At 54.7% G+C, this 20863-nt stretch carries 18 protein-coding genes; 17 read left to right on the top strand and 1 reads right to left on the bottom strand.

The window, feature by feature from the left end; all coding sequences use genetic code 11:
• Positions 1-195: 195 nt before the first annotated feature.
• From Dvar_RS03860 to Dvar_RS03910, 11 genes are all read left to right on the top strand, one after another.
• Complete coding sequence (locus Dvar_RS03860) at positions 196-1344, top strand: efflux RND transporter periplasmic adaptor subunit (protein WP_419660413.1); 1149 nt, start codon at positions 196-198, stop codon at positions 1342-1344.
• 15 nt (positions 1345-1359) lie between these two features.
• Complete coding sequence (locus Dvar_RS03865) at positions 1360-4518, top strand: efflux RND transporter permease subunit (RefSeq protein WP_419660414.1); 3159 nt, start codon at positions 1360-1362, stop codon at positions 4516-4518.
• Positions 4511-5977, top strand: coding sequence for an efflux transporter outer membrane subunit (locus Dvar_RS03870; protein WP_419660415.1), 1467 nt, complete (start codon positions 4511-4513; stop codon positions 5975-5977). Before Dvar_RS03865 ends, Dvar_RS03870 begins: the two co-directional genes overlap by 8 nt.
• A gap of 633 nt (positions 5978-6610) precedes the next feature.
• A complete protein-coding gene (locus Dvar_RS03875; protein ID WP_419660416.1) occupies positions 6611-6823 on the top strand; it encodes a hypothetical protein in 213 nt (70 codons plus the stop codon).
• Between the two features lie 438 nt (positions 6824-7261).
• Positions 7262-9031: a sigma 54-interacting transcriptional regulator gene (locus Dvar_RS03880; RefSeq protein ID WP_419660417.1), complete on the top strand. Its 1770-nt coding sequence runs from the start codon at positions 7262-7264 to the stop codon at positions 9029-9031.
• A 514-nt stretch (positions 9032-9545) separates the two neighbouring features.
• Positions 9546-10997: a 4-hydroxyphenylacetate 3-hydroxylase family protein gene (locus Dvar_RS03885; protein WP_419660418.1), complete on the top strand. Its 1452-nt coding sequence runs from the start codon at positions 9546-9548 to the stop codon at positions 10995-10997.
• Positions 10994-11281 carry a hypothetical protein gene (locus Dvar_RS03890; protein WP_419660419.1) on the top strand — a complete coding sequence of 96 codons (288 nt, stop codon included), beginning with the start codon at positions 10994-10996 and terminating at the stop codon, positions 11279-11281. Before Dvar_RS03885 ends, Dvar_RS03890 begins: the two co-directional genes overlap by 4 nt.
• Positions 11278-12666 carry an acetyl-CoA hydrolase/transferase family protein gene (locus tag Dvar_RS03895; protein WP_419660420.1) on the top strand — a complete coding sequence of 463 codons (1389 nt, stop codon included), beginning with the start codon at positions 11278-11280 and terminating at the stop codon, positions 12664-12666. Before Dvar_RS03890 ends, Dvar_RS03895 begins: the two co-directional genes overlap by 4 nt.
• Before the next feature lie 104 nt (positions 12667-12770).
• Entirely contained in the window at positions 12771-14255 is a 1485-nt protein-coding gene (locus tag Dvar_RS03900) for a hypothetical protein (RefSeq protein WP_419660421.1), read from the top strand.
• 90 nt (positions 14256-14345) lie between these two features.
• Positions 14346-15053: a hypothetical protein gene (locus Dvar_RS03905; RefSeq protein WP_419660422.1), complete on the top strand. Its 708-nt coding sequence runs from the start codon at positions 14346-14348 to the stop codon at positions 15051-15053.
• 489 nt (positions 15054-15542) lie between these two features.
• Complete coding sequence (locus tag Dvar_RS03910) at positions 15543-15833, top strand: hypothetical protein (RefSeq protein WP_419660423.1); 291 nt, start codon at positions 15543-15545, stop codon at positions 15831-15833.
• 218 nt (positions 15834-16051) lie between these two features.
• Here Dvar_RS03910 and Dvar_RS03915 read toward each other — a convergent pair whose 3' ends face one another.
• Positions 16052-16216, bottom strand: coding sequence for a methyltransferase family protein (locus Dvar_RS03915; protein WP_419664067.1), 165 nt, complete (start codon positions 16214-16216; stop codon positions 16052-16054).
• Between the two features lie 72 nt (positions 16217-16288).
• On the opposite strand from Dvar_RS03915, the gene Dvar_RS03920 reads away from it, so the two are divergent.
• The 6 genes from Dvar_RS03920 to Dvar_RS03945 all read left to right on the top strand — a co-directional run bounded on the left by Dvar_RS03920 (position 16289) and on the right by Dvar_RS03945 (position 20780).
• Entirely contained in the window at positions 16289-16564 is a 276-nt protein-coding gene (locus Dvar_RS03920; protein ID WP_419660424.1) for a type II toxin-antitoxin system Phd/YefM family antitoxin, read from the top strand.
• Positions 16564-16890, top strand: a complete 327-nt coding sequence (locus tag Dvar_RS03925) for a type II toxin-antitoxin system RelE/ParE family toxin (RefSeq protein WP_419660425.1) — start codon at positions 16564-16566, stop codon at positions 16888-16890. Before Dvar_RS03920 ends, Dvar_RS03925 begins: the two co-directional genes overlap by 1 nt.
• 366 nt (positions 16891-17256) lie before the next feature.
• Positions 17257-17586 carry a type I restriction endonuclease gene (locus tag Dvar_RS03930; protein WP_419660426.1) on the top strand — a complete coding sequence of 110 codons (330 nt, stop codon included), beginning with the start codon at positions 17257-17259 and terminating at the stop codon, positions 17584-17586.
• 62 nt (positions 17587-17648) lie between these two features.
• Entirely contained in the window at positions 17649-18347 is a 699-nt protein-coding gene (locus tag Dvar_RS03935) for a type I restriction-modification enzyme R subunit C-terminal domain-containing protein (protein WP_419660427.1), read from the top strand.
• Between the two features lie 138 nt (positions 18348-18485).
• Positions 18486-19928: an ATP-binding protein gene (locus tag Dvar_RS03940; protein ID WP_419660428.1), complete on the top strand. Its 1443-nt coding sequence runs from the start codon at positions 18486-18488 to the stop codon at positions 19926-19928.
• Between the two features lie 348 nt (positions 19929-20276).
• Positions 20277-20780, top strand: coding sequence for an ATP-binding protein (locus Dvar_RS03945; protein WP_419660429.1), 504 nt, complete (start codon positions 20277-20279; stop codon positions 20778-20780).
• Positions 20781-20863 lie beyond the last annotated feature (83 nt).

A 20863-nucleotide genomic window follows, 5' to 3' on the forward strand; every position in this document is an offset into this window, starting at 1 on the left:
AGGAACGGCGGGTAATTTTGTGGTTTTAATTAAAATACAAATTTTAAAAAATATTTTAAAAAAAATGTTTGAAATAACAAGGCACATTGTTATAGTAGGCGGAACTTGATTTCGAGATTTGCTGTTTTTGTGAAGGACCGTGGCATTGCACTTTTGTTAACTGCCAGCCCGTCAATAGAACATGGAGAAAATGAAATGATAACAGCGCAACACATACGAAGATGCAGGAAACTGATTCTTAGTGGATTGATCATCCTCATCCTGAATGGCGCCTGTCCTGTCGGCGCTCAAGTCCCAGGGCAGGTGCCACCACCATTGGTGGAAGTGGCCGTGATCAGCGAGGCGGCCGTCAACCCGCCCATGACCCATGTAGGCCGAGTCGAGGCGATTCAATCGGTGGATGTCCAGGCCCGAGTGCAGGGCTACCTGGAACAGGTCAAGTTTAGCGAAGGCGGCCGGGTCAAAGCCGGTGATTTACTTTATGTCATCGAACAGGCACCTTACATGGCTCAGGTCAATGCCGATAAGGCCAAGACCGCCCAGGCCCAGGCCGCATTGAACAAGGCCCGCCAATACCGTGAACGGCTCCAGAACGTGAGATCCGGTGGGGTTTCCAAAACCGATCTGGAAACCGCCCTGGCCGATGAAGAGGAAGCCCAGGCCCAGGTGGACCAGGCCATTGCCACCCTTGATGTGTCGCGCCTCAACCTGGACTACACCACCATCAAAGCACCAATCAGCGGTCGTATCGGTGTCTCCAATTTTACCCAGGGCAATCTGGTGAGTCAGGAGTCGGGGGCTTTGGCGCGCATTGTCCAGTTGAACCCGATCCGGGTGGTCTATTCGGTCAGTGAAACCGACCGCGTGGATGTGTTGCTGAGCATCCAGGACCAGGGCAAAAGTTTCAACGATGCCAAAACAGATATCGTACCGCGCCTGCGCCTGCCCAACGGTACCCTGTACACGATTCCCGGCCGGATCGAATTTGCCGACAACGAGGTGGATCGCAACACCGGTACGGTTGCGGTGCGCGCGGTTTTTGCAAACCCTGACGAACTGCTCCTGCCGGGCCAGTTCGTTACCGTGGAGCTGAGCCTGGCCGACCCGCAAAAAATGCCCATGGTGCCCCAGCGCGCCGTCCTCGAGGACCGTCAGGGCCAATATGTGTTCGTGGTCGATGCCGACAACCGGGCCCAGCGGCGCAACATCACCACGGGGGTGACCGTGGGAACAACCTGGGCCGTCAAGAGCGGTCTGATGGCCGGTGAAACCGTGGTCGTATCGGGTGTTCAGAAAGTCCGTAGCGGCCAGACCGTTAATCCCCAGCCTGCTATCCAGCAATAAGCCGGAGGTCTGATCATGCTTTCCAAGATATTCATCCAGCGCCCGCGCCTGGCCATGGTGGTCTCTTTGATCATCATTTTTGCCGGGCTCCTGGCCATCTTCAATATTCCGGTGTCCGAGTATCCGAACAAGATCGTGCCTCCTGAAATCCAGGTCACTGCGGTCTATCCCGGTGCCAACGCCGAAGAGGTGGCCGCCTCGGTGGCCTCTCCATTAGAAGCCCGCATTAACGGGGTAGACGACATGCTTTACATGTCCTCCACGGCCACCAACAGCGGCAGCTATTCCCTGTCAATCTATTTTGCCGTGGGCACCGATCCGGATATCGCCCAGGTCAACGTGCTCAACCGTGTTCAGGAGGCCCAGTCCAGCCTGCCCAGTGAGGTCATCGAACAGGGCATTTCCGTGCGCCAGCGCTCATCGGATATGCTGGGTGTGCTGTACTTCTATTACAAGGATACCAGCCGCGATGTACTGCCCCTGGCCAACTGGGTCTCGATCAACGTCAGCGATACCCTCAAGCGGGTGGAGGGAGTTAGTGAGGCCAGCCCCTTTGGGTCCCATGATTACAGTATGCGCATCTGGCTGGATCCCACCCGGCTGACTGCACTGGGGTTGACTGCCGATGACGTGATCAGCGCCATCCAGGAGCAGAACCTGCTGGCTGCCGCCGGCTCCATCGGTACCGCACCCATGGCCAAGGGGCAGCAGGTTCAGTACACCCTGAAAGTCAAGGGGCGCCTGACCGATGAAGCGGAGTTCCGCGACATCGTAGTGCAGACCAACGCCAAGGGGGGCATCGTGCGGCTGGGTGACGTGGCCCGGGTCGAACTGGGCAGCGAGAGCTATGCCTCCGAGGATACCCTTAACGGCCAGCCCGGTGTTCCCCTGGCCGTTTATCAGACACCGGGCAGCAATGCCCTGCAGACCATGGAAAACGTGCGCGATGCATTGAAGGCGCTGGAATCGAGGCTGCCCGAAGGGGTCGGCTATGATGTGGTCTATGACTCGACCAAATTCGTTTCCGCCGCCATTGAAGAGATCGTACTGACCCTGTTTATCACCTTCGTGCTGGTGGTGGGGGTGACCTACATCTTCCTCCAGGACTGGCGGGCCACCCTGATTCCGACGCTGACGATTCCGGTGTCACTGATCGGTACCTTTGCCCTGCTTATTGCTATGGGCTTTTCGGCCAACACTATCACTCTGTTTGCCCTGATTCTGGCCATCGGTCTGGTGGTCGACGATGCCATTGTGGTGGTGGAAAATGTCCAGCGGGTCATGGATGATGAAGGCCTGGACGCACGCTGCGCAGCCGAACGCAGCATGGAGCAGGTGACAGGCCCGATCATTGCCACCACCCTGGTGCTGCTGGCCGTGTTCGTGCCGGTGGGCTTTTTGCCCGGTATTACCGGCCAGATTTACCGGCAGTTCGCCGTTACCATCTGCGTGGCCGTGCTGCTGTCGGCGGTCAACGCCTTGAGCCTGAGCCCGGCCCTGTGCAGCCTGCTGCTGGGCAAGCCCAAAATGGCCCGACGCGGTCCTCTGGCCTGGTTCAACCGGGCGCTCAACGGCTCACGCAACGTTTATGTGGCCGTTTCCGGCTGGCTGGTGCGCAAGGTCGTCGTCGCTCTGCTGATCCTGGCCATTATCGGCGTGGGCGTGTGGCGACTTTTCGGCATCGTACCCACCAGCTTTCTGCCCGAGGAGGACAAGGGCTTCATGATCGTGGACGTCCAGTTGCCCGACGGCGCCGCCTTTGCCCGCACCACCGAACTGGTGGACGATCTGTCCCGGCGTATCAAATCCATCGACGGCGTCGATTTCGTGATCGGCGTGCGGGGCTTCAGCCTGATCAGCGGCGCCGGTGAAAATGCCGGTATCGCCTTTGTGGGCCTGACCCCCTGGGACGAGCGGACCACGCCCGAATTGCAGATCAAGAGCGTGCAGAATCGGATCCGCGGCATGGCGGCAACCATTGCCGGTGCCAACATCAACGTGTTCGTGCCCCCGGCCATCCAGGGCCTGGGCATGTCCGGTGGCTTCAACCTGGAGCTGCAGGCCCTGGAGGGGCAAACGCCCCAGGAGATCGACGGCGTGGCCAAGGGGCTGATGGTGGCCCTTAATCAAGATCCGGCCATTGCCTATGCGTTTACTTCCTATTCGGCCAACGTACCCCAACTGGCCGTGAACCTGGACCGTACCAAGGCGCGTATGCTCAAGGTGCCGGTCAGCCGGGTTTTTGGGGTGCTGCAGGCCAACCTGGGCTCGCGCTATGTCAATGACATCAACCTCACCGACCGGGTTTTTCAGGTAAAGGTGCAGGCCGATACCGCTTTCCGCGACACCGCCGAGGATATCACCCGCTTGTATGTGCGCAGTGACGACGGCAACATGGTGCCCCTGTCCAGCCTGATGACCGTGTCCACGGTTCTCGGTCCCCAGTCGGTGGCCCGCTTCAACCAGTTCTCCTCGGCCAGCTTCCTCGGTGCGGCCCTGCCTACGATCAGTTCCGGTGAGGCACTGGCCACGGTCGAGCGTATCGCCAGTCAAACCCTGCCCAAGGGGTATGGTTTTGATTGGTCCGGCATGAGCTATCAGGAGAAGAAAATCGGCAATGAAGCGACCGTCCTGATGGTGCTGGCGCTGCTTTTCGGCTATCTGTTTCTGGTGGCCCAGTATGAAAGCTGGACCCAGCCCCTGCCGGTCATCATCTCCATCGTGGTTGCCGTGATGGGGGCCCTGCTCGGCCTTTTGATCAGTGGTCTGGCGCTTTCCATCTACGCCCAGATCGGGCTGGTGCTGCTGGTGGGCTTGGCAGCCAAGAACGCGATCCTCATCGTGGAGTTTGCCCGGGAACAGCGGGAAGGAGGCTTGACCATTTATGAAGCGGCGGTAACCGGTGCGCGCATGCGGTTCCGCGCCGTATTGATGACGGCCTTTTCGTTCATCCTTGGGGTTTTTCCCATGATCATTGCCACCGGGGCCGGTGCGGCCAGCCGGCGCGCCATCGGTACCACGGTGTTTTACGGGATGCTGGCGGGTACGCTGATTGGAATTTTCCTGATCCCGGCGCTTTACGCAGGGTTTCAGACCATGCGCGAGGCCACCACCCGGCGATTCAAAAAACAGTATTCTGCTGATCCCTGTACCCAGGAGGTACCCAATGAATAATTTGATCCATTACCCCACAAACCGGTGGCTGCGGGCCATCGCCATTTTATCGCTGGTTGGCCTGGTCGCCGGTTGTGCCGCCGTCGGTCCCGATTATGTGGCACCTCAACCGCCATTGCCGGACGATTGGCAGACCCAGTTAGAGGACGGACTGCGGGCCGAGCCGGTGGATTCTGCCCAGCTTGCCCGCTGGTGGGAAACCCTTGGGGACTCCCTGTTGACCGACCTGATCAACAAGGCCATGACCGCTAACCCGGATCTCAAACAGGCTCTTGCCAGGGTCCGCCAGTCCCGGGCCAGCCGGGCGATGACCGGTGCGGACCGCTTCCCCTCCCTGGATGTGGGCGGGTCGGTGACGACCAACCGGGTCAGCAGGGACAGCAGCAATACGGCGTCGGGCGTTGAGCGGGACTGGTATGAAGCGGGGTTTGATGCCGGCTGGGAAATCGACGTGTTCGGTGGTGTGCGCCGCAGCGTGGAGGCGGCTGATGCGGATCTGCAGGCCGTGCAGGCCGACCTGGACAATGTCCGGGTAACCTTGGCCGCCGAGGTGGCGCGCAACTACATCGAGGCACGAACTTACCAGTACCGCCTGGACGTGGCCCTGGCCAATATCAGGGCCCAGGAGGAAACGGTCGATCTGATCGAGTCCCGATTTGAGGCCGGCCTGAGCAATGAGCTCGATATCCAGCAGGCCCGTTACAACCTGGAAGATACCCGCAGTCAGCTGCCCACCCTGCGCAGCGGGCTGGCGGCGGCAAAGAACCGTCTGGCCGTGCTGGCTGGCCAGACCCCGGGCAGCCTGCATGGAAAGCTCGAGGCGCGGCAGCCCATCCCGGTACCGCCGTTGACCGTGGCCGTGGGCGTGCCGGCCAACGCCCTGCGCCGGCGTCCGGATATCCGCAGCGCCGAGCGTCAGCTGGCAGCCCAGAGCGCCCGCATCGGTGTGGCCACGGCCGACCTGTATCCGAAATTCCAACTGCTGGGCACCATCGGCCTGGAATCCATCCAATCCGGAGACTTTTTCGACAAGGCCAGCCGGTTCTGGAGTCTAGGGCCGTCCGTATCCTGGCGGATTTTCGATGCTGGTGCCATCCGCCGCAACATCGAGGTCCAGAATGCGATACAGGAACAGTATCTGGCCGCCTATGAGGGTGCCGTGCTCGGTGCCCTGGAAGAAGTCGAAAATGCCTTGACCACGTATGCTGAAGAGCAGGTTCGCCGCAGCCATCTCAAACAGGCGGTGGCCGCTGCCCAAAGCGCCGCGGACCTGGCCCAGGATCGGTATGCCGCCGGCCTGGTGGATTTCTCCAATGTTCTCGACGCCCAGCGCAGTCTGCTGTCTTTTCAGGATGCACTGGCTCAGAGTGAGGGGACTGTAACGACCAATTTGATTACGCTCTACAAAACCCTTGGTGGGGGATGGGAGCAAAGCAGCAACACTGGTCAAGCTTCTTAGAGCCTGTTTTGGAAGTCTGGATCAGGCCCGATAACAAGGCAGAAAGTGGCTCAAAAGCGGAGCATATATGGAATATGTGAGCATTTTGAGACACTTTTCAACGCCGTTAGCGGGCCTTAGACGGATTTACCAAACAGGCTCTTAGCAGTTCGGGCCGCGTTAATAAATAGTGACACTACAATCAAATGGGGGACGAATAAGTCATGCCGCTCCCCCTATACAATCAAGTTCCTGCCTCGATTCATGTTAAAACACTATTTCTCAACTTCTTTTCTCTTTATTTACCCGTTTGAACAGTCCCTTCAAGAAAACCAACGATTCGTTAATATTGAATGTATTCACAGATGTTTGTAATTGTGGAGTTACATTCATAATTTCGTTAATGGCATGTCCTTTGCTCAGACAGAATGTGATTTTTTATTCTCACACGATGTTTCTTTTTAAACAGAGCAGGCATCTTCTATTAAGGTCTTTAAATAGGCGTTTCAAAGATGATGGATCATTGTCGACATTGGTAAAATTTTCCCTGTTTGATCCTAAATGAGGAAATTGTTGCCGGTTCGTTTTGATGCATTATTAAATAAAACCTTATGCGAAGAAGGTTGCTCATCAATCTTGTAGAGGAAAAGTCGAATGAAAATTATTGTAATTTTTGTAATGACTGCAATGATCGCTGGATGTGCCTCTCCAATGCCGAAACCCCGCTTTGCCAAACGTGCCATGAACACAGAGAAGATAATCAATTATGATCTGGATATTGATGCGCAATTGGACAGTCTCGCCCGCCAGACCACCATTCAGCTTTTATTTGGGCAACTTTCTTTGCAAAGCAAGTCATTTTTCTGAAAAATGGTCTGGTGGCTGCTTTTATCATGGAGCATATTTTATCACTTTGCCATTTGATGAGCATTACCCTTTTTATTCTGGGGGTGGTGGCTTTGTTTACAGCTGTTTTTTACCTTAAACGCTAACTATATAGAGATGAGGACCTTGAATACAAATGGCTCTTATTGGATTTTACCGTTGGAACCGCTACGCTTTTAGAAGGGATGACATGTGAAGTGGGCATCGCTGGCCTTTATGGGGATGCCGAAGATAATGGGTATTCCAGCGATGTTGGAACGATTGCATTCACTGGAAAGGTTGGCTATGATTTTTAATCACATTTGGTTTGACAGGTATTGGATATCTCTTTTAGTTAATCCTTTTCGATTGTAGTTGCGTTATTGAAAACTGATTGGCAATTAAATCGCCTGATCAGTCACTGATTATAGAGAATGTGTCATGGAACCCTTCAGCGTAAAGCGTTTTTCCGATCTGCACGGGTTGCTCGATTCCATTTACAACCCCATCCTGGCCATCGATACCCAAGGGACCATCATTTTCTGCAATCCGGCCATGGCCACCATCGCCGGAGGTACCCTGAAGAATATCATCGGCCGCCGGGTGGAAGATGTGGTGACCCACTCCCGGCTGAGGCGCATTATCGAGACCGGCCGGGCCGAGTCGGTGCAGAAGATCGAAATCGCCGGCCGGATCTACATTTCCAACCGCTCGCCACTGATGGTGGCCGACGCCTTGGCTGGTGCCGTGGCGGTCCTGCAGGATATCTCCGAGCTGGCCAGTGTGGCTGACGAACTGGAGGCGACCAGACAGCTGAGTGAAGAGTTCCAGGCGATTATCGAATCCTCTTTTGACGGTATCTTTGTTACCGATGGTCAGGGGAAGGTGATCCGACTGAACAAAGCCTACGAGCGTATCACCGGTATCAGTCGCCATGATGTGGTTGGTCGCACCATGCAGGAACTGGTGGATGAGGGGGTTTACAACCAATCGGTGACACTTAAGGTGCTGTCCAGCCAAAAGCCCGAGTCCCTGGTACAGACGATCAAAACCGGTAAGACCGTGATGGTTACCGGAACCCCCATATTCGACGATGACCGGCAGGTTCGCCTGGTGGTGACCAGCGTGCGTGACGTGACTGAACTGCACAACTTGCAGAACAAGCTGATGCGTGCCGAAAAACTGCGCAGCATGTATGAAAACGAGCTGGAGCAGCTTCGCCAGGGAACGGACAATGCTGCATCTATCGTGGTCCGTTCCAAAAAGATGCAGGCGGTGCATAAAATGGCCCTGCGGCTGGCCAATGTCGACACGACCATCCTGGTGCAGGGCGAATCCGGGGTGGGCAAAGAGGTATTCGCCGACATGGTGCATGCCAACAACCAGCGCCGCGGGCGGCCGTTGGTGAAAATCAGCTGCGCGGCCATCCCGGAGCAGCTTCTTGAATCCGAGCTGTTCGGGTACACGCCGGCCGCATTTACCGGGGCCAGTCCCCAGGGCAAGACCGGCGTGTTTGAAGCAGCCGCAGGCGGTACCATTTTTCTCGACGAGATCGGTGAAATGCCGTTGGGGTTGCAGGCCAAACTGCTGCGCGTCCTGCAAAGCAAGGAGGTGGTGCGCCTGGGCAGCAGCACCCCCATTCCTGTGGATGTACGAATTATCGCCGCCACCAACCGGGATCTGCGGGACATGGTCCAGCGCGGTGAGTATCGATCGGACCTGTTTTTCCGGCTCAGCGTGGTGCCGGTAACCATTCCCCCCTTACGCGAGCGTAAGGATGCCATCCCCAATCTGATCTATCACTTCCTGGATCGCTACAACCAAAAGTATGGGTTCGGCAAACAAATTGATCCCACCGTCCTGCGCCGACTCTATGATTATGATTGGCCCGGCAATGTGCGCGAGCTGGGCAATACCGTTGAGCGGTTGGTGGTGACCACCAGCGGTGACATCATTACCCCGGCCGACCTGCCTGATAAATTCAAGACACCCGACACTATGGGGGAAGCCCCGGTGATGCTTCAGGGTACACTCAAAGCCACGTTGAACGAGGTCGAACGTAAGCTGTTGGCCGATGCTCTGGCCCTTCACGGCAGCACGCATAAAATGGCCCGGGCCCTTGGGTTGAACCAGTCCACGGTGGTGCGCAAACTGCAGCGCTACAACCTATCCCCTGGTAAAAGCGGTGACAGGCACCAAGGATCGCGGTAGAAGTCCACAGTCTTCACCTCTGGTGCTTTGGCTATATCGCCCTCCAGCTTGTCAACATTGGAAAAAATGATGAAAAATTGCATCAATGCTTTTTTGCATCGTTTTTTATATTATCCATTGATATAAAAAGGTTATCATTCTATTGGTCTAAAATCGATGCGAAAAAGCATCGAATTTAGCCTTCCTAAAAAAATCCACAAATGCGCTTTGCCTCTCGTTTGATAGGATTTTCTCCTCTATTTGGCATTTTTTTTCTATTAGGTAATTTCTTTTATTTCAATGCGTTGAACATCGACGCGGTGCTTACTGCGGATACTCTTCCAACCGGTTGAATGCGCGCCACAAAAAAATTGGCACTGCTGATGCTAAGCTCCCCTCCAACACTGTTTGATTTTTTCGGTGACCCTTAAGGGCGTGTTTGAGAACTCTGGATGGGGTCTCAAACACATTCTTAGCCGGCGACGGTTGCCATATCGTTAGATCCATTACCTTGTATGCAAAACGGAGGAACACCATGCCGATGATGACTGGCGAGCAGTATGAAGAGAGCCTGCGCAAACTCAATCTCAACGTCTATATGTTTGGCAAGCGTGTCGATAACCTAGTCGATGATCCCATTATCCGGCCGTCCATGAATGCGGTCAAACTGACCTATGACCTGGCCCATCAGCCGGAATACGAGGATCTGATGACGGCCACCTCGCATATCAGCGGCAAGACCATCAATCGCTTTACCCATATTCACCAAAGCACGGACGACCTGGTCAAAAAGACCAAAATGGGGCGTCTGCTGGGCTCTTTGACCGGCTGCTGCTTTCAGCGCTGTGTGGGCATGGACGCCATGAATGCCCTGTCGATTGTCACCTATGACATCGATCAGGAATGCGGCACCGGGTACAACCGCCGGTTCCTGGACTACCTGGCTTTTGTTCAGGAAAACGATCTGACCTGTGACGGGGCCATGACCGATCCCAAGGGCGACCGCAGCCTGCCACCCCACAAGCAGCCGGACCCGGACATGTTTATGCACGTGGTCGAAGAACGCGAGGACGGCATCGTGGTGCGCGGCGCCAAGGCCCACCAGACCGGCGCGGTCAACTCCCACGAGATCATCGTCATGCCCACCATCAGCATGCGTGAAGAAGACGCCGATTATGCCATCAGCTTCGCCCTGCCGGCTGATGCCGAGGGCATCACCTACATCATGGGCCGTCAGAGCTGCGACACCCGCAAGCTCGAGAAAGGCACCATCGACCGTGGCAACGGGCTTTACGGCGGCCACGAGTCCTTAGTGGTTTTTGAAGACGTGTTCGTCCCCTGGGAGCGGGTCTTCATGTACAAGGAATACACCTTTGCCGGCCGGCTGGTGGAGCACTTTGCCTCCTACCATCGTCAGAGCTACGCCTGCAAGGCCGGGGTGGGGGACGTGCTCATCGGTGCCACCCAGACCGCGGCCGAATACAATGGGGCGGCCCGAGCCAGCCACATCAAGGACAAAATCATCGAGATGAACCACCTCAACGAGACCCTTTTCTGCGGCTCGGTGGCCTGTGCCTGCGAAGGGCACCCGGAGCCGTCCGGCACCTATCTGGTCAATACCCTGCTGGCCAATGTCTGCAAACAGAATGTCACCCGTTTCCCTTATGAAATCGCCCGTCTGGCCCAGGATATCGCCGGCGGCCTGATGGTGACCCTGCCTTCCGAAGCGGATCTGAACTCGCCCGAGGTGGGCCATCTGGTGGCCAAATACTTCAAGGCCAACGGTGCGGTCACCACCGCGCAGCGCATGCGTATCCTGCGGTTGATTGAAAATCTGACCCTGGGCACGGCGGCCGTCGGGTATCTGACCGAGTCCATGCACGGGGCCGGCTCGCCCCAGGCCCAACGCATCATGATCGCCCGCCAGGTGAACATGGCCCATAAACAGCAGGTTGCCAAGAAACTGGCCGGCATCGACGAGGCGTGAAGCCGGTTTTTCGGATAGGGCTCAAGTACTGCGGCGGCTGCAACCCCGCCTATGATCGGGTGGCCCTGGTGAAAGCCCTGGCCGCCCGCCTGGCCGGTCGGGTCTGTCTAGTTCCTTTCAGTGACCCGTCGGCCCGGGATATCCTGATCGTGGCCGGCTGCCGGAGCGCCTGCGTGGACCTGGCTCCCTTTGCCGGGCGGCGGGTTCACCTGATCTCCGATGCTGCGGATCTTGAACCGTTGATCAGTAAGTTAACCGATACAGCAAGAGGATCTAATCAATGAGTTGGCAATCATCATACAAACATAAAATCGTCACCGCCGAGGAAGCGGTGGGTCACATTCAATCCGGCAATCGGGTCGTGGTGGGCCATGCCTGTGCCTCTCCGGAAGCCCTGCTCTCGGCGATGGTGGAAAACAAGGATCAATACCGGGACGTGGAGATTGTGCACATGGTTTCCATGGGGGCCTCCGCCTACTGTCTGCCGGAAAACAATCCCCATTTCATTCACAACTCTATCTTTGCCGGGCCCACCAGCCGGCAGGCCATCAACCAGGGCCGGGCGATATTCACCCCCTGTCATTTCAGCCAGATCCCTAAGCTGTTCACCGACAGGATCCTGCCGGTGGATGTCACCCTGTGCATGGTTTCGCCGCCCGATGAACACGGCATGTGCTCGTTCGGCATCTCGGTGGATTACACCAAGCCGGCGGCCGAAAGTTCGCGACTGGTGATTGCCGAAGTGACCCCGCACATGCCGCGCACCCTGGGCGACAGTTTTATCCATGTGGATCAGATCGACTGGATCGTCGAAACCGATGCCCGGCCCACCATCTTGAATCCGCCGACCATCACGCCCACCGACGAAGCCGTGGGCGGGCATTGTGCCGAACTGATCCGCGATGGGGATTGCCTGCAGCTGGGCATTGGCGCCATGCCCGATTCGATCCTCGGGTTCCTCGGTGACAAGAAGGACCTGGGGGTGCATACCGAGATGTTTTCTGACGGGGTGGTGGATCTGGTGGAGGCCGGGGTGATCACCTGTAGTCGAAAGAACCTGCACCCGGGCAAAATGGTGGCCACCTTTTTCATGGGCACCGAGAAACTCTACAGTTTTGTCCACAACAATCCGCGCGTGGCCATGTACAGCGTGGACTACACCAATGACCCGCGGGTAATCGCCCAGAACGACAACCTGGTCTCCATCAACAGCGCCCTGCAGGTGGACTTTTCCGGGCAGGTGGTCAGCGACACCATTGGTTTCAACCAGTACAGCGGCACCGGCGGGCAGCTTGATTTCGTGCGCGGGGCCACCTGGTCCAGAGGCGGCCGCTCCATTCTGGCCTTTCACTCCACGGCGGCCAGGGGCAGTATCAGCCGCATCGTGCCCTGCATCGACCGCGGGGCGTCGGTCACCACCCCGCGGGCCGATGTGCACTATATCGTCACGGAATACGGTGTTGCTGATCTGCGCGGCAAAAGCGTGTCCCAGCGGGCCAAGGCCCTGATCGACATCGCTCACCCGAATTTCCGGGAAGACCTGCGGCGTGAGTTCGAAAACCTGTACCTGAAAGACAACCCGTTCCTGCGGCCCATGCCCGAGGGCCGACGGTCCGGTTACTGGCCCCATGAGCATGACGGGGATTATCTGAAACAGCTGGCTGTCTGAAAAATGGATTGAACATGTGCGTCTGTCTGTTCTATTTTGCTGGGTTGGAAATGATTGCCGAGCATGATGGGACATAACCTGTTACTACCTTTGGGAGGAGAACGATGAGCCTGAAACGACAACACGGCGGCGTCCAGCCTGGCATTAACATGGGGCCCTTTACCCTGCGACTTCCTTTTCTGCATTATCGATTTGAATTTGCCGATTACCTTCAGGGGCTGTTAATGTGTACGGTCTGCCTGGCGATCATTCCGGTGCTGACCGGTAAACTGGGGATGTCTTTCGAGGTGGCCCTGGCCATCGTGATCCTCAACGGAACCCTGTACCTGGCCCATGTTACCTTTGGTGATCCGGTGGTGCCCGGCTGGGTCACACCCGCTGTACCCTTGTTGATCGCCTACGTGGAGGCCTTTGCGCCTGGGGTCGAGCGGATGCAGGCCCTGATATCATTCGAATTGACCTTTGGTTTGTTTTGCGTGGCCATCGGCGCCAGCGGACTGGCCCGCAAGGTGATCCGGCTGATTCCCAATGCCGTGCAGTCGGGGATCCTGATCGGCGCCGGGTTTGCTGCAATCATGCTAGTGTTCAAGCCCGGTAAAGGATTAAAAAGCTTCGATAATTTTCCCTGGACGGTGGTTATCTGCATGGGGCTGGCCTTTTATCTGCTGTTCAGTGAGCATTTCAAGAAGATCCGGCACAAGAACAAATTGCTTTACTACCTTTCCAATCTGGGCATGATGCCGGCCCTGGCACTGGCCATTTTCGTCGGGCCCCTGACCGGCGAGCTTTCCTGGCCCACCTACGATGGCAGTATTTTCACCGAGCCGGATTTCGGCGCGCTTTTCAGCCAGTACACGATTCTGGGCACGATTCCCATTCCCCCGCTGAAAATGTTTATTACCAGCCTGCCCATGGTCATCAGTGCCTATATCGTGATTTTCGGCGATGTGATCCAGACCCAGGCTCTGTTGGAGGATGCCCAGAAGTACCGTCCGGACGAGATGATCGACTACAATCCCAACCGGTCACACATGATTTTTGGCGGGCGCAACGCCATCATGAGCGTCATCGGTCCGGACATTTCCATGTGCGGTCCCTTGTGGGCGGCCATGCAGGTGGTCATCTGCGAGCGTTACAAACACGGTCCCCGGGCCATGGATTCCGTATTCGGTGGCGCGGGGTCCTTTCGTATGGGCACCTGGACCGGTTATTTCCTGGCGCCGATCACGTCCACGGTCAAGCCGATTCTGGGGGTGGGTTTGGCGTCCACCATGCTGATCCAGGGGTATGTGAGTGTGCGTGTGGGTGTGCTCAAGTCGCGGTCGTTCAACGACCTGGGCATCGCCGGCATTTCCGGTGCGATCCTGGCCACCCGTGGTGCGGCCTGGGGGCTGGGGGCGGCCATCCTGCTTTGCCTGATGATCTACCTGGGCGGCAGAAAAGAAAATGCCTACATCAGCGAAGAACCGGTGTTCCCGGGTAACTCGCCGGAGAAGATCCAGCGTGAGGTCGAAGCGGCCCTGACGGCAAATGATGAGCCCGAAAGATCGCGGTCTCCTCGGGTGGCGCAGGAACCGGCGATCGGTTAACCGGATTGTTTCGTTTATTTTTTTATCGGCTGTCCCCGTTGCTGCTTATCGTGCATGGCGGGGACAGCCCACAGACGTCAAAGGACTCCCATGGCAATCGTAATCGGGCACCTGGCTCAAAAACCGTTACGTAAAGAATTGATCACCCTCATGCTGCTGCTGGCCGCGCCACTTCTGGTGGCAGTCCTGATGCTGGAATGGACCGGTGGCAGTGATTCTCCCGCCATGGCCGCCAGTGTCGGTACCGCGCTGCTCTTGTTGACGCTCGTGGCCTACTGGCGTCTCAATCCCCTGGTCATGCAGCGCATCTTCAGGCCGGCGGTCTTCAAACGGCACATTGCCCGTGATAACGCGGTGATCGACAGTCTGACCCGGCTGGGCAACGATTGCGTGGTGTTCAACAACCTGATTATCGAACTTCTCAGTGTAGAGCATCTGGTGGTGTCTACCCGCGGCATCTTTGTGATCAGCAAAGTGCGTCAAAACGGGCCTTTGCGCATTGAGGATAATATTCTGTTCGCCGGCGACAAGCGCCTGGAACGGCTTTCCGGCAACGCCTGGCGGCTTTGCCATCTGTTGTCGATCATCCTGAAAAAATGGTTCAAGATCGATCATTTGCCCCAGCCGGTGCTGTTGGTCGATCACCAGCAGGGCGGGCCTTGTGAATACGATGGTATCGCCATTGTCACCGATCGGGAATTGCCCGATTACATCCGTCGGTCAAAACCGGTGCTGACCACCGAGACTGCCGGCGGACTGGTTCATTTTCTCAAACGCCGTTATGCCGGCCTGGTTTGATGGGCAGATTCCGGACCCGGTTATTTGGGGCTCCGGGCCGATGAAAAGGCATTGACATTCTCCATGACAGGATTAGAATAAAAGTAGAAACAGTTAAACGCTACCGTTCTTTCTGGCGTGTATCCTCCCACTTGGTTGCGCAAGCCATTTATGCGACCGCAAACTGTACCATCTTACTTTTTGATTTTATCAAGATTGCTACCCGATCGTTGTCGTTTATTTATTCCCAAAATTTGAACTGATCGGTTTTGTTCATGATTCAATATGGGCGGTACTCGCACACCGGCGAACCGTCAGGCGCACTTGTCCGAAGCGGGTGGCTGTAAGCGGGTTGCCAACAGCAATTGCTTCGTCTCTGTGCGTGCGGGTACCTGCCCATTCCAGTAAGCTTTTCACCTTCCGGACATTCGTTGGCGACAACGTGCATACGAATACCGGGACTGGGATGGCTTCGGAATAGACCGTAATCCTGAACAAAGGAGGCGTGCCATGAAAGCAGGGATCTATTTTACCGGGACTGGACCGATTTTGCTCCTGACCACTTACAATGAATTAAACGATCCGATGCTGATCAGCAAACTGGAGCAAAAAGGAATCAAAAAGTTTATTGCCTATGAAGTCCCCGAAGCGGTAGTCAAGGAAAAGTATGGCATGCATTTTAATGTCATCATGGGGGATTTGAAACAAACCGACGATCTGCGTGTGCTGGACTATGACGGCCATCATGTATTTCACAATTTCTCTCTGTCCGAGCTGGGCGATCCCGTTTTTCATGACTAGGAAGCGTCAATGCTGAAGGCGGTCTAAGGTGTCATCGCAACATAATATCGTCTTTTCACACCTATCTTCTCAATCGTTTTTCTTTGCCCCTTCCTCGCCCCGGCATCATTGCGGCTGACGGATGATCGGTGGCATTCATCCGTCAGAAAACGGTCCCATCCGCAAGCCCCGGCTCCAGCCGTGTGCATCTATTTTTACTTTTTCAGGATTTACACCCTTCAACCAGAGAAAACATGCCTTTGCTTTATAAATCCCAGCGCGCACAGGGCATCGAGCAAGATGGTGATGCCGCGCAGGTCGGCATCGATCGTTTCTGCAACCGCATCAGCCGTGAGCGGTTTTGGGGTGAGAAGCGTAAACAGGTCCAGCCTAACGGCTTGGATGTAACAAACGAATTATTGACACTCGACTTGTTTATGGACTAAATTCGGACAGAATCTCTAAGGAGGTGGCTTATGACATTGGCCGATCAAATCAAACCAATCAGCTATCTGAAGACCCACGCATCGGAAATCGTGCGCAATCTGGCAAAACAGCAGGGGCCTATGATTATCACCCAAAACGGTGAGGCCAAGGCGGTTGTCCAGGATATCGCAAGTTACGAAAAGACCCAGGAAACCATGGCGTTGCTTAAGATTCTATCGCTTGGTGCGCGCCAGATTGAAGAAGGTAAAGTCCAATCCGCTGCCGATGTCATCGATCGTCTTCGAAATCGGCGGGAGCCCGGCTGATGGGATTCTCGGTTTTTTTGACCGATGATGCTGCGCTTGATCTGGAAGATATTTACGATTATATCGACCAGCATGATGGGCGAGGCAGAGCGGCTCATGTTCTGGACCAGATCGAGAAGGCCTTTCGCAGTTTGTCCGAAAATCCCCTTCGCGGTGCCTACCCGAAGGAACTAATCGCCCTGGGATTGCGGGAGTTCCGTCAAATTTTCTTCAAACCATACCGTATCATCTACCGTGTCATTGAAAACAACGTCTATGTGCTCTTGATTGCCGATGGGCGCCGTGACATGCAAACGCTATTGCAGAGTCGGTTGTTGCAGGCATAACTTGTGTCCACTTGAAATAACCGGAAGAATATCGACCAATTTTGTTTCTTCACTAAAATATACTAAAATTATTGACCTTTCTATAAACCCCACCTAAAAATTGTTTTTAAGATAGTTCTCTTTATTTTTTGCCACGGCCCTAAGAGCCTGTTTTGGAAGTCTGGATCAGGCCCGATAACAAGGCGGAAAGTGGCTCAAAAGCGGAGCATATATGTAATATGTGAGCATTTTGAGACATTTTCCAACGCCGTTAGCGGGTCTTAGACGGATTTACCAAACAGGCTCTAAGACAACCAAACTCGTTTTGCGATTATATTTACTGTCTGAAATCAGCAAGTTGCTGAATCTCTCAACATGGAGGACTGGATGTCACCTACGCCAGAGCAGGAAGCACGAGTTAAAATCGATGAAATGCTCGATAAAGCCGGTTGGGATGTACAAGATTTCAGCAAGGCCAATATTCAGGCTAAGCAAGGCGTGGCGATAAGAGAATTTCAGTTGGAAAGCGGACACGCAGTTGCGGACTATCTCCTTTATGTTGATGGCAAGGCCGCTGGCGTAATTGAGGCTAAAAAAGAAGGCGCCACCCTATCGGGTGTTGAATCCCAATCTGATAAGTACAAAAACGGACTCCCTAGCTTGTTTCACCCTACAATAATTTCAAGTTTACGGAAGAGTATATTGTTCAGCGGCTGACCAGCAATACCCTCGATACAACTGCCCGGGTTTTCATCAGTACCATCCAGCGTCTGTATTCCATGCTCAAAGGACAGGAATTGGCCGAAGAGGACGATGAACGTTCTACACAAGGATTGGAGCAGTTCTTTAAAAAGACTGAACAGGTCATCGATGAAGTCAGCCAGGATCAGGTGATCGACGCCGGATTTGATGCCGATGCACTGGAAAAGGCCAAGGGGATGGTGAATTCCTTCAAGGATTTTATCGACGCCAACAAAGATGAGATCACCGCCCTGCAAATCCTCTATAATCGGCCATATAAAGCCCAATTGAGCGCTGAGGAACTCCAGGCCCTGGCCGATGCCATTCGCAAACCGCCCCACCATTTATCCGAGGACCGTCTGTGGCAAGCATACGCCGCTGTTGAAAAGGACAAGGTTCGCGGGGTCGGCGCCAAGCATATTTTGACCGACCTGATTTCCCTGGTTCGGTTTGCCCTTGATCAGGATAACGAGTTGGTTCCGTTTGCCGAGCGCGTGGAAGCCAATTTCAAAGCATGGTTGGCCCAGCAGGCCAATGCAGGCAGGGAATTTACTGTAGATCAGCTGAAATGGTTGAAAATGATCCGTGATCACATTGCCGGCAATCACAGCATCGGATCCGAGGATTTCGAATACCCGCCTTTTATTCAAAATGGCGGTTTGGGCGGTTTCTATGATATGTTCGGAGACCAGTACGCTGAAATCCTGGACATGTTAAATACCGATTTGGTCGCTTAAGATGGCCAAAAAAGAGCTGTCAACGACAGGGCACCACTCCTAAAAAACATTGGAATCCATACAATTCTGATTTTTATTTTGTAAAAATACATAGTATAGTATGTAAAAAATACAAAATAATAACAATTGGGGCATTATTTGAAAGATTTTTTAGATCGCAGCGAAATCGTTAATGTACTCACTGGATTCAATCCCTGGTGGAGTGAGCGCCAATGTTTCGTGCCGCCTTTTCGACGCCTGGCATTTGAGGCCTGCCGAGGCTATCTGGAAGACCAAAGCCTGAAAAGAGCCGTGCTCCTGTCTGGACCGCGCCGGGTAGGTAAAACCACCGTGCTTCAGCAGATGGCCCTGGCCTTGGTCCAGCAGGGCAACGATCCAAAGAGCATCCTGTACCTGAGTTTGGACCATCCCCTTTTGAAATTGCTCTCTTTAAGGGAAATCCTGTCCTTATTTCATGAAAGCACATATCCAGACGGCCAGCCAGCCACCCTGCTTTTGGATGAAATCCAGTACGCACCGCAGTGGGAAACCGAGGTCAAACTGCTGGTCGACCACAAGCCCCAGTACCGGATCTTGGCCACCGGTTCCGCATCGGTGGTTCATCGGGACCGTCTGGCCGAGAGCGGAGTCGGCCGCTGGATAACGGTTCCGATCCCAACACTATCTTTTTTTGAATTCGTCAGCATGCGAGGCCAGCAGCCTGAAGGCATCGCCCCGGATCTGCGTGTCAGCAGCATCTTTTCATTTTCAACCGGCGATCTTTCAGCCCTGGCAGCCCAAATGCGCCCCCTGCAACCGCTTTTTCAACGCTATCTGTTGGTTGGTGGATTCCCGGAAACCGCCAACCAGGAAAACATTGATCTTTGTCAGCGGTTGCTTCGCGAGGATGTGGTGGAACGGGTGCTTAAACGGGACATGACCGCGCTCTTCGGTGTCAGGAATATCAACGACCTCGAAAAGCTTTTCATTTATCTATGTCTACACTCCGGTGGGATTCTGGCCCACCAGGCCTGCGCCCGGGATCTGGGAACCACCACCACTACCGTGGCCAACCATCTGACCTTGCTGGAACAGGCCAATCTCATCTATCGCCTGCCGCCCTCCGGACTGGGTGGGAAGCGGGTGCTCAAGGCCCGTAACAAATACTATCTGGTGGATGCGGCCCTGCACAATGCCGTGCTCCTGCGAGGTGAGGAGATCTACACCAACCCCGAGGAGATGGGAACCATCGTGGAGACAACGGTGCTGCGCCACCTGTTTGCCTACTATTATCGGGATACACCGGAAATCGTCTATTGGAGGGATGCGGCCACTCAGAAAGAAGTGGATATCATCGTGCGCAGCCCGGCCTATGTGTTGCCGTTTGAAGTCAAGTATAAAGCAAAGCCGCAGTTGGATGCGAAAAGCGGACTCGGCATTTATTGTGCGTCTGAGAATCCGAGGCAGGCGTATCTGGTTACGCAGCGCGAGGCGGATTTTGCTGTGGCAACATTGACGGGAATGGATACGACTGTCTTGAAAATTCCGGCGTATATTCTGTGCTATTTATTGGGGCAGTCAGAGAGATTGTTGTGGGGTTGAGTCTAAAACCCAGAAAAATGACACAGAGGTTGCCTGATGCCCACTTGCTGGATTATTGCCGGTTTAACACGCATCTGAACGAAAACCAAACCACCCAAGTTCAACTGGCCGACGCCATTGTTGAAAACGCGGTGCCATAATCAGTGATCCATCTTTGATTTAATGAATTCTTGGATAAATACGGTTTCAGCGATGACTGAATAATAGGGGCCTGTTTTTCCGGCCTTTCCCGAGCCGAGGTTGGTCGGATGAACCAGTTGATCAGCAATGCGGCTAGTCAACACGTACGAAGCCCCATTTCACCCCAGACAGAAAACGTATCTGTAGGCCGGGGAAAAGTGGTGATTGTTGTCACTATCCCTAAGGGGATCGACAAACCTTTTTGACAACCGCATCGAGATCGTCAGCCCCGGCCATCTGCCGAACAATCTGACGGTGGAAAAGATCCTGGCCGGTAATTCGAACATCCGCAATCCGATCCTTGTTTCCTATGTCGCCAAAGGCTTGTTGCCTTACCACGGCTTGGGGTCCGGCATCAAACGCGCTTTGGATGCCTGGCCGCAAGTTGATTTCATTGATGACCGTGACGGTTGTCTCTTTATTGTCAAAGTTCACCGGAAACCGGTCGAGAAGATGGCGCCGGATTCAATACCAAAAAAAACGTCGGGGAAAACGTCGGGGAAAATTCTTGATGCTTTAGTGCAAGACAAAAATTTAACCATACCGGAACTGGCTCGCTTGATCGGCGTGACCGAACGTTCCATCGAAAGAAATATCCGTAAACTGCAGGACCAGGGTCTGCTTCGACGAGTCGGCCCGGCCAAAGGGGGACATTGGGAAGTGATCGAATAGTAAAATAGATTTCTCGTCATCTATGTTGAACTCCTTAAGTTGACGGGTATACACTCCAGCGTGGGAATTCCTGCCTGATTAGG

Origin of the sequence: Desulfosarcina variabilis str. Montpellier (assembly GCF_048565275.1) — a bacterium.
Taxonomy (GTDB): domain Bacteria; phylum Desulfobacterota; class Desulfobacteria; order Desulfobacterales; family Desulfosarcinaceae; genus Desulfosarcina; species Desulfosarcina variabilis.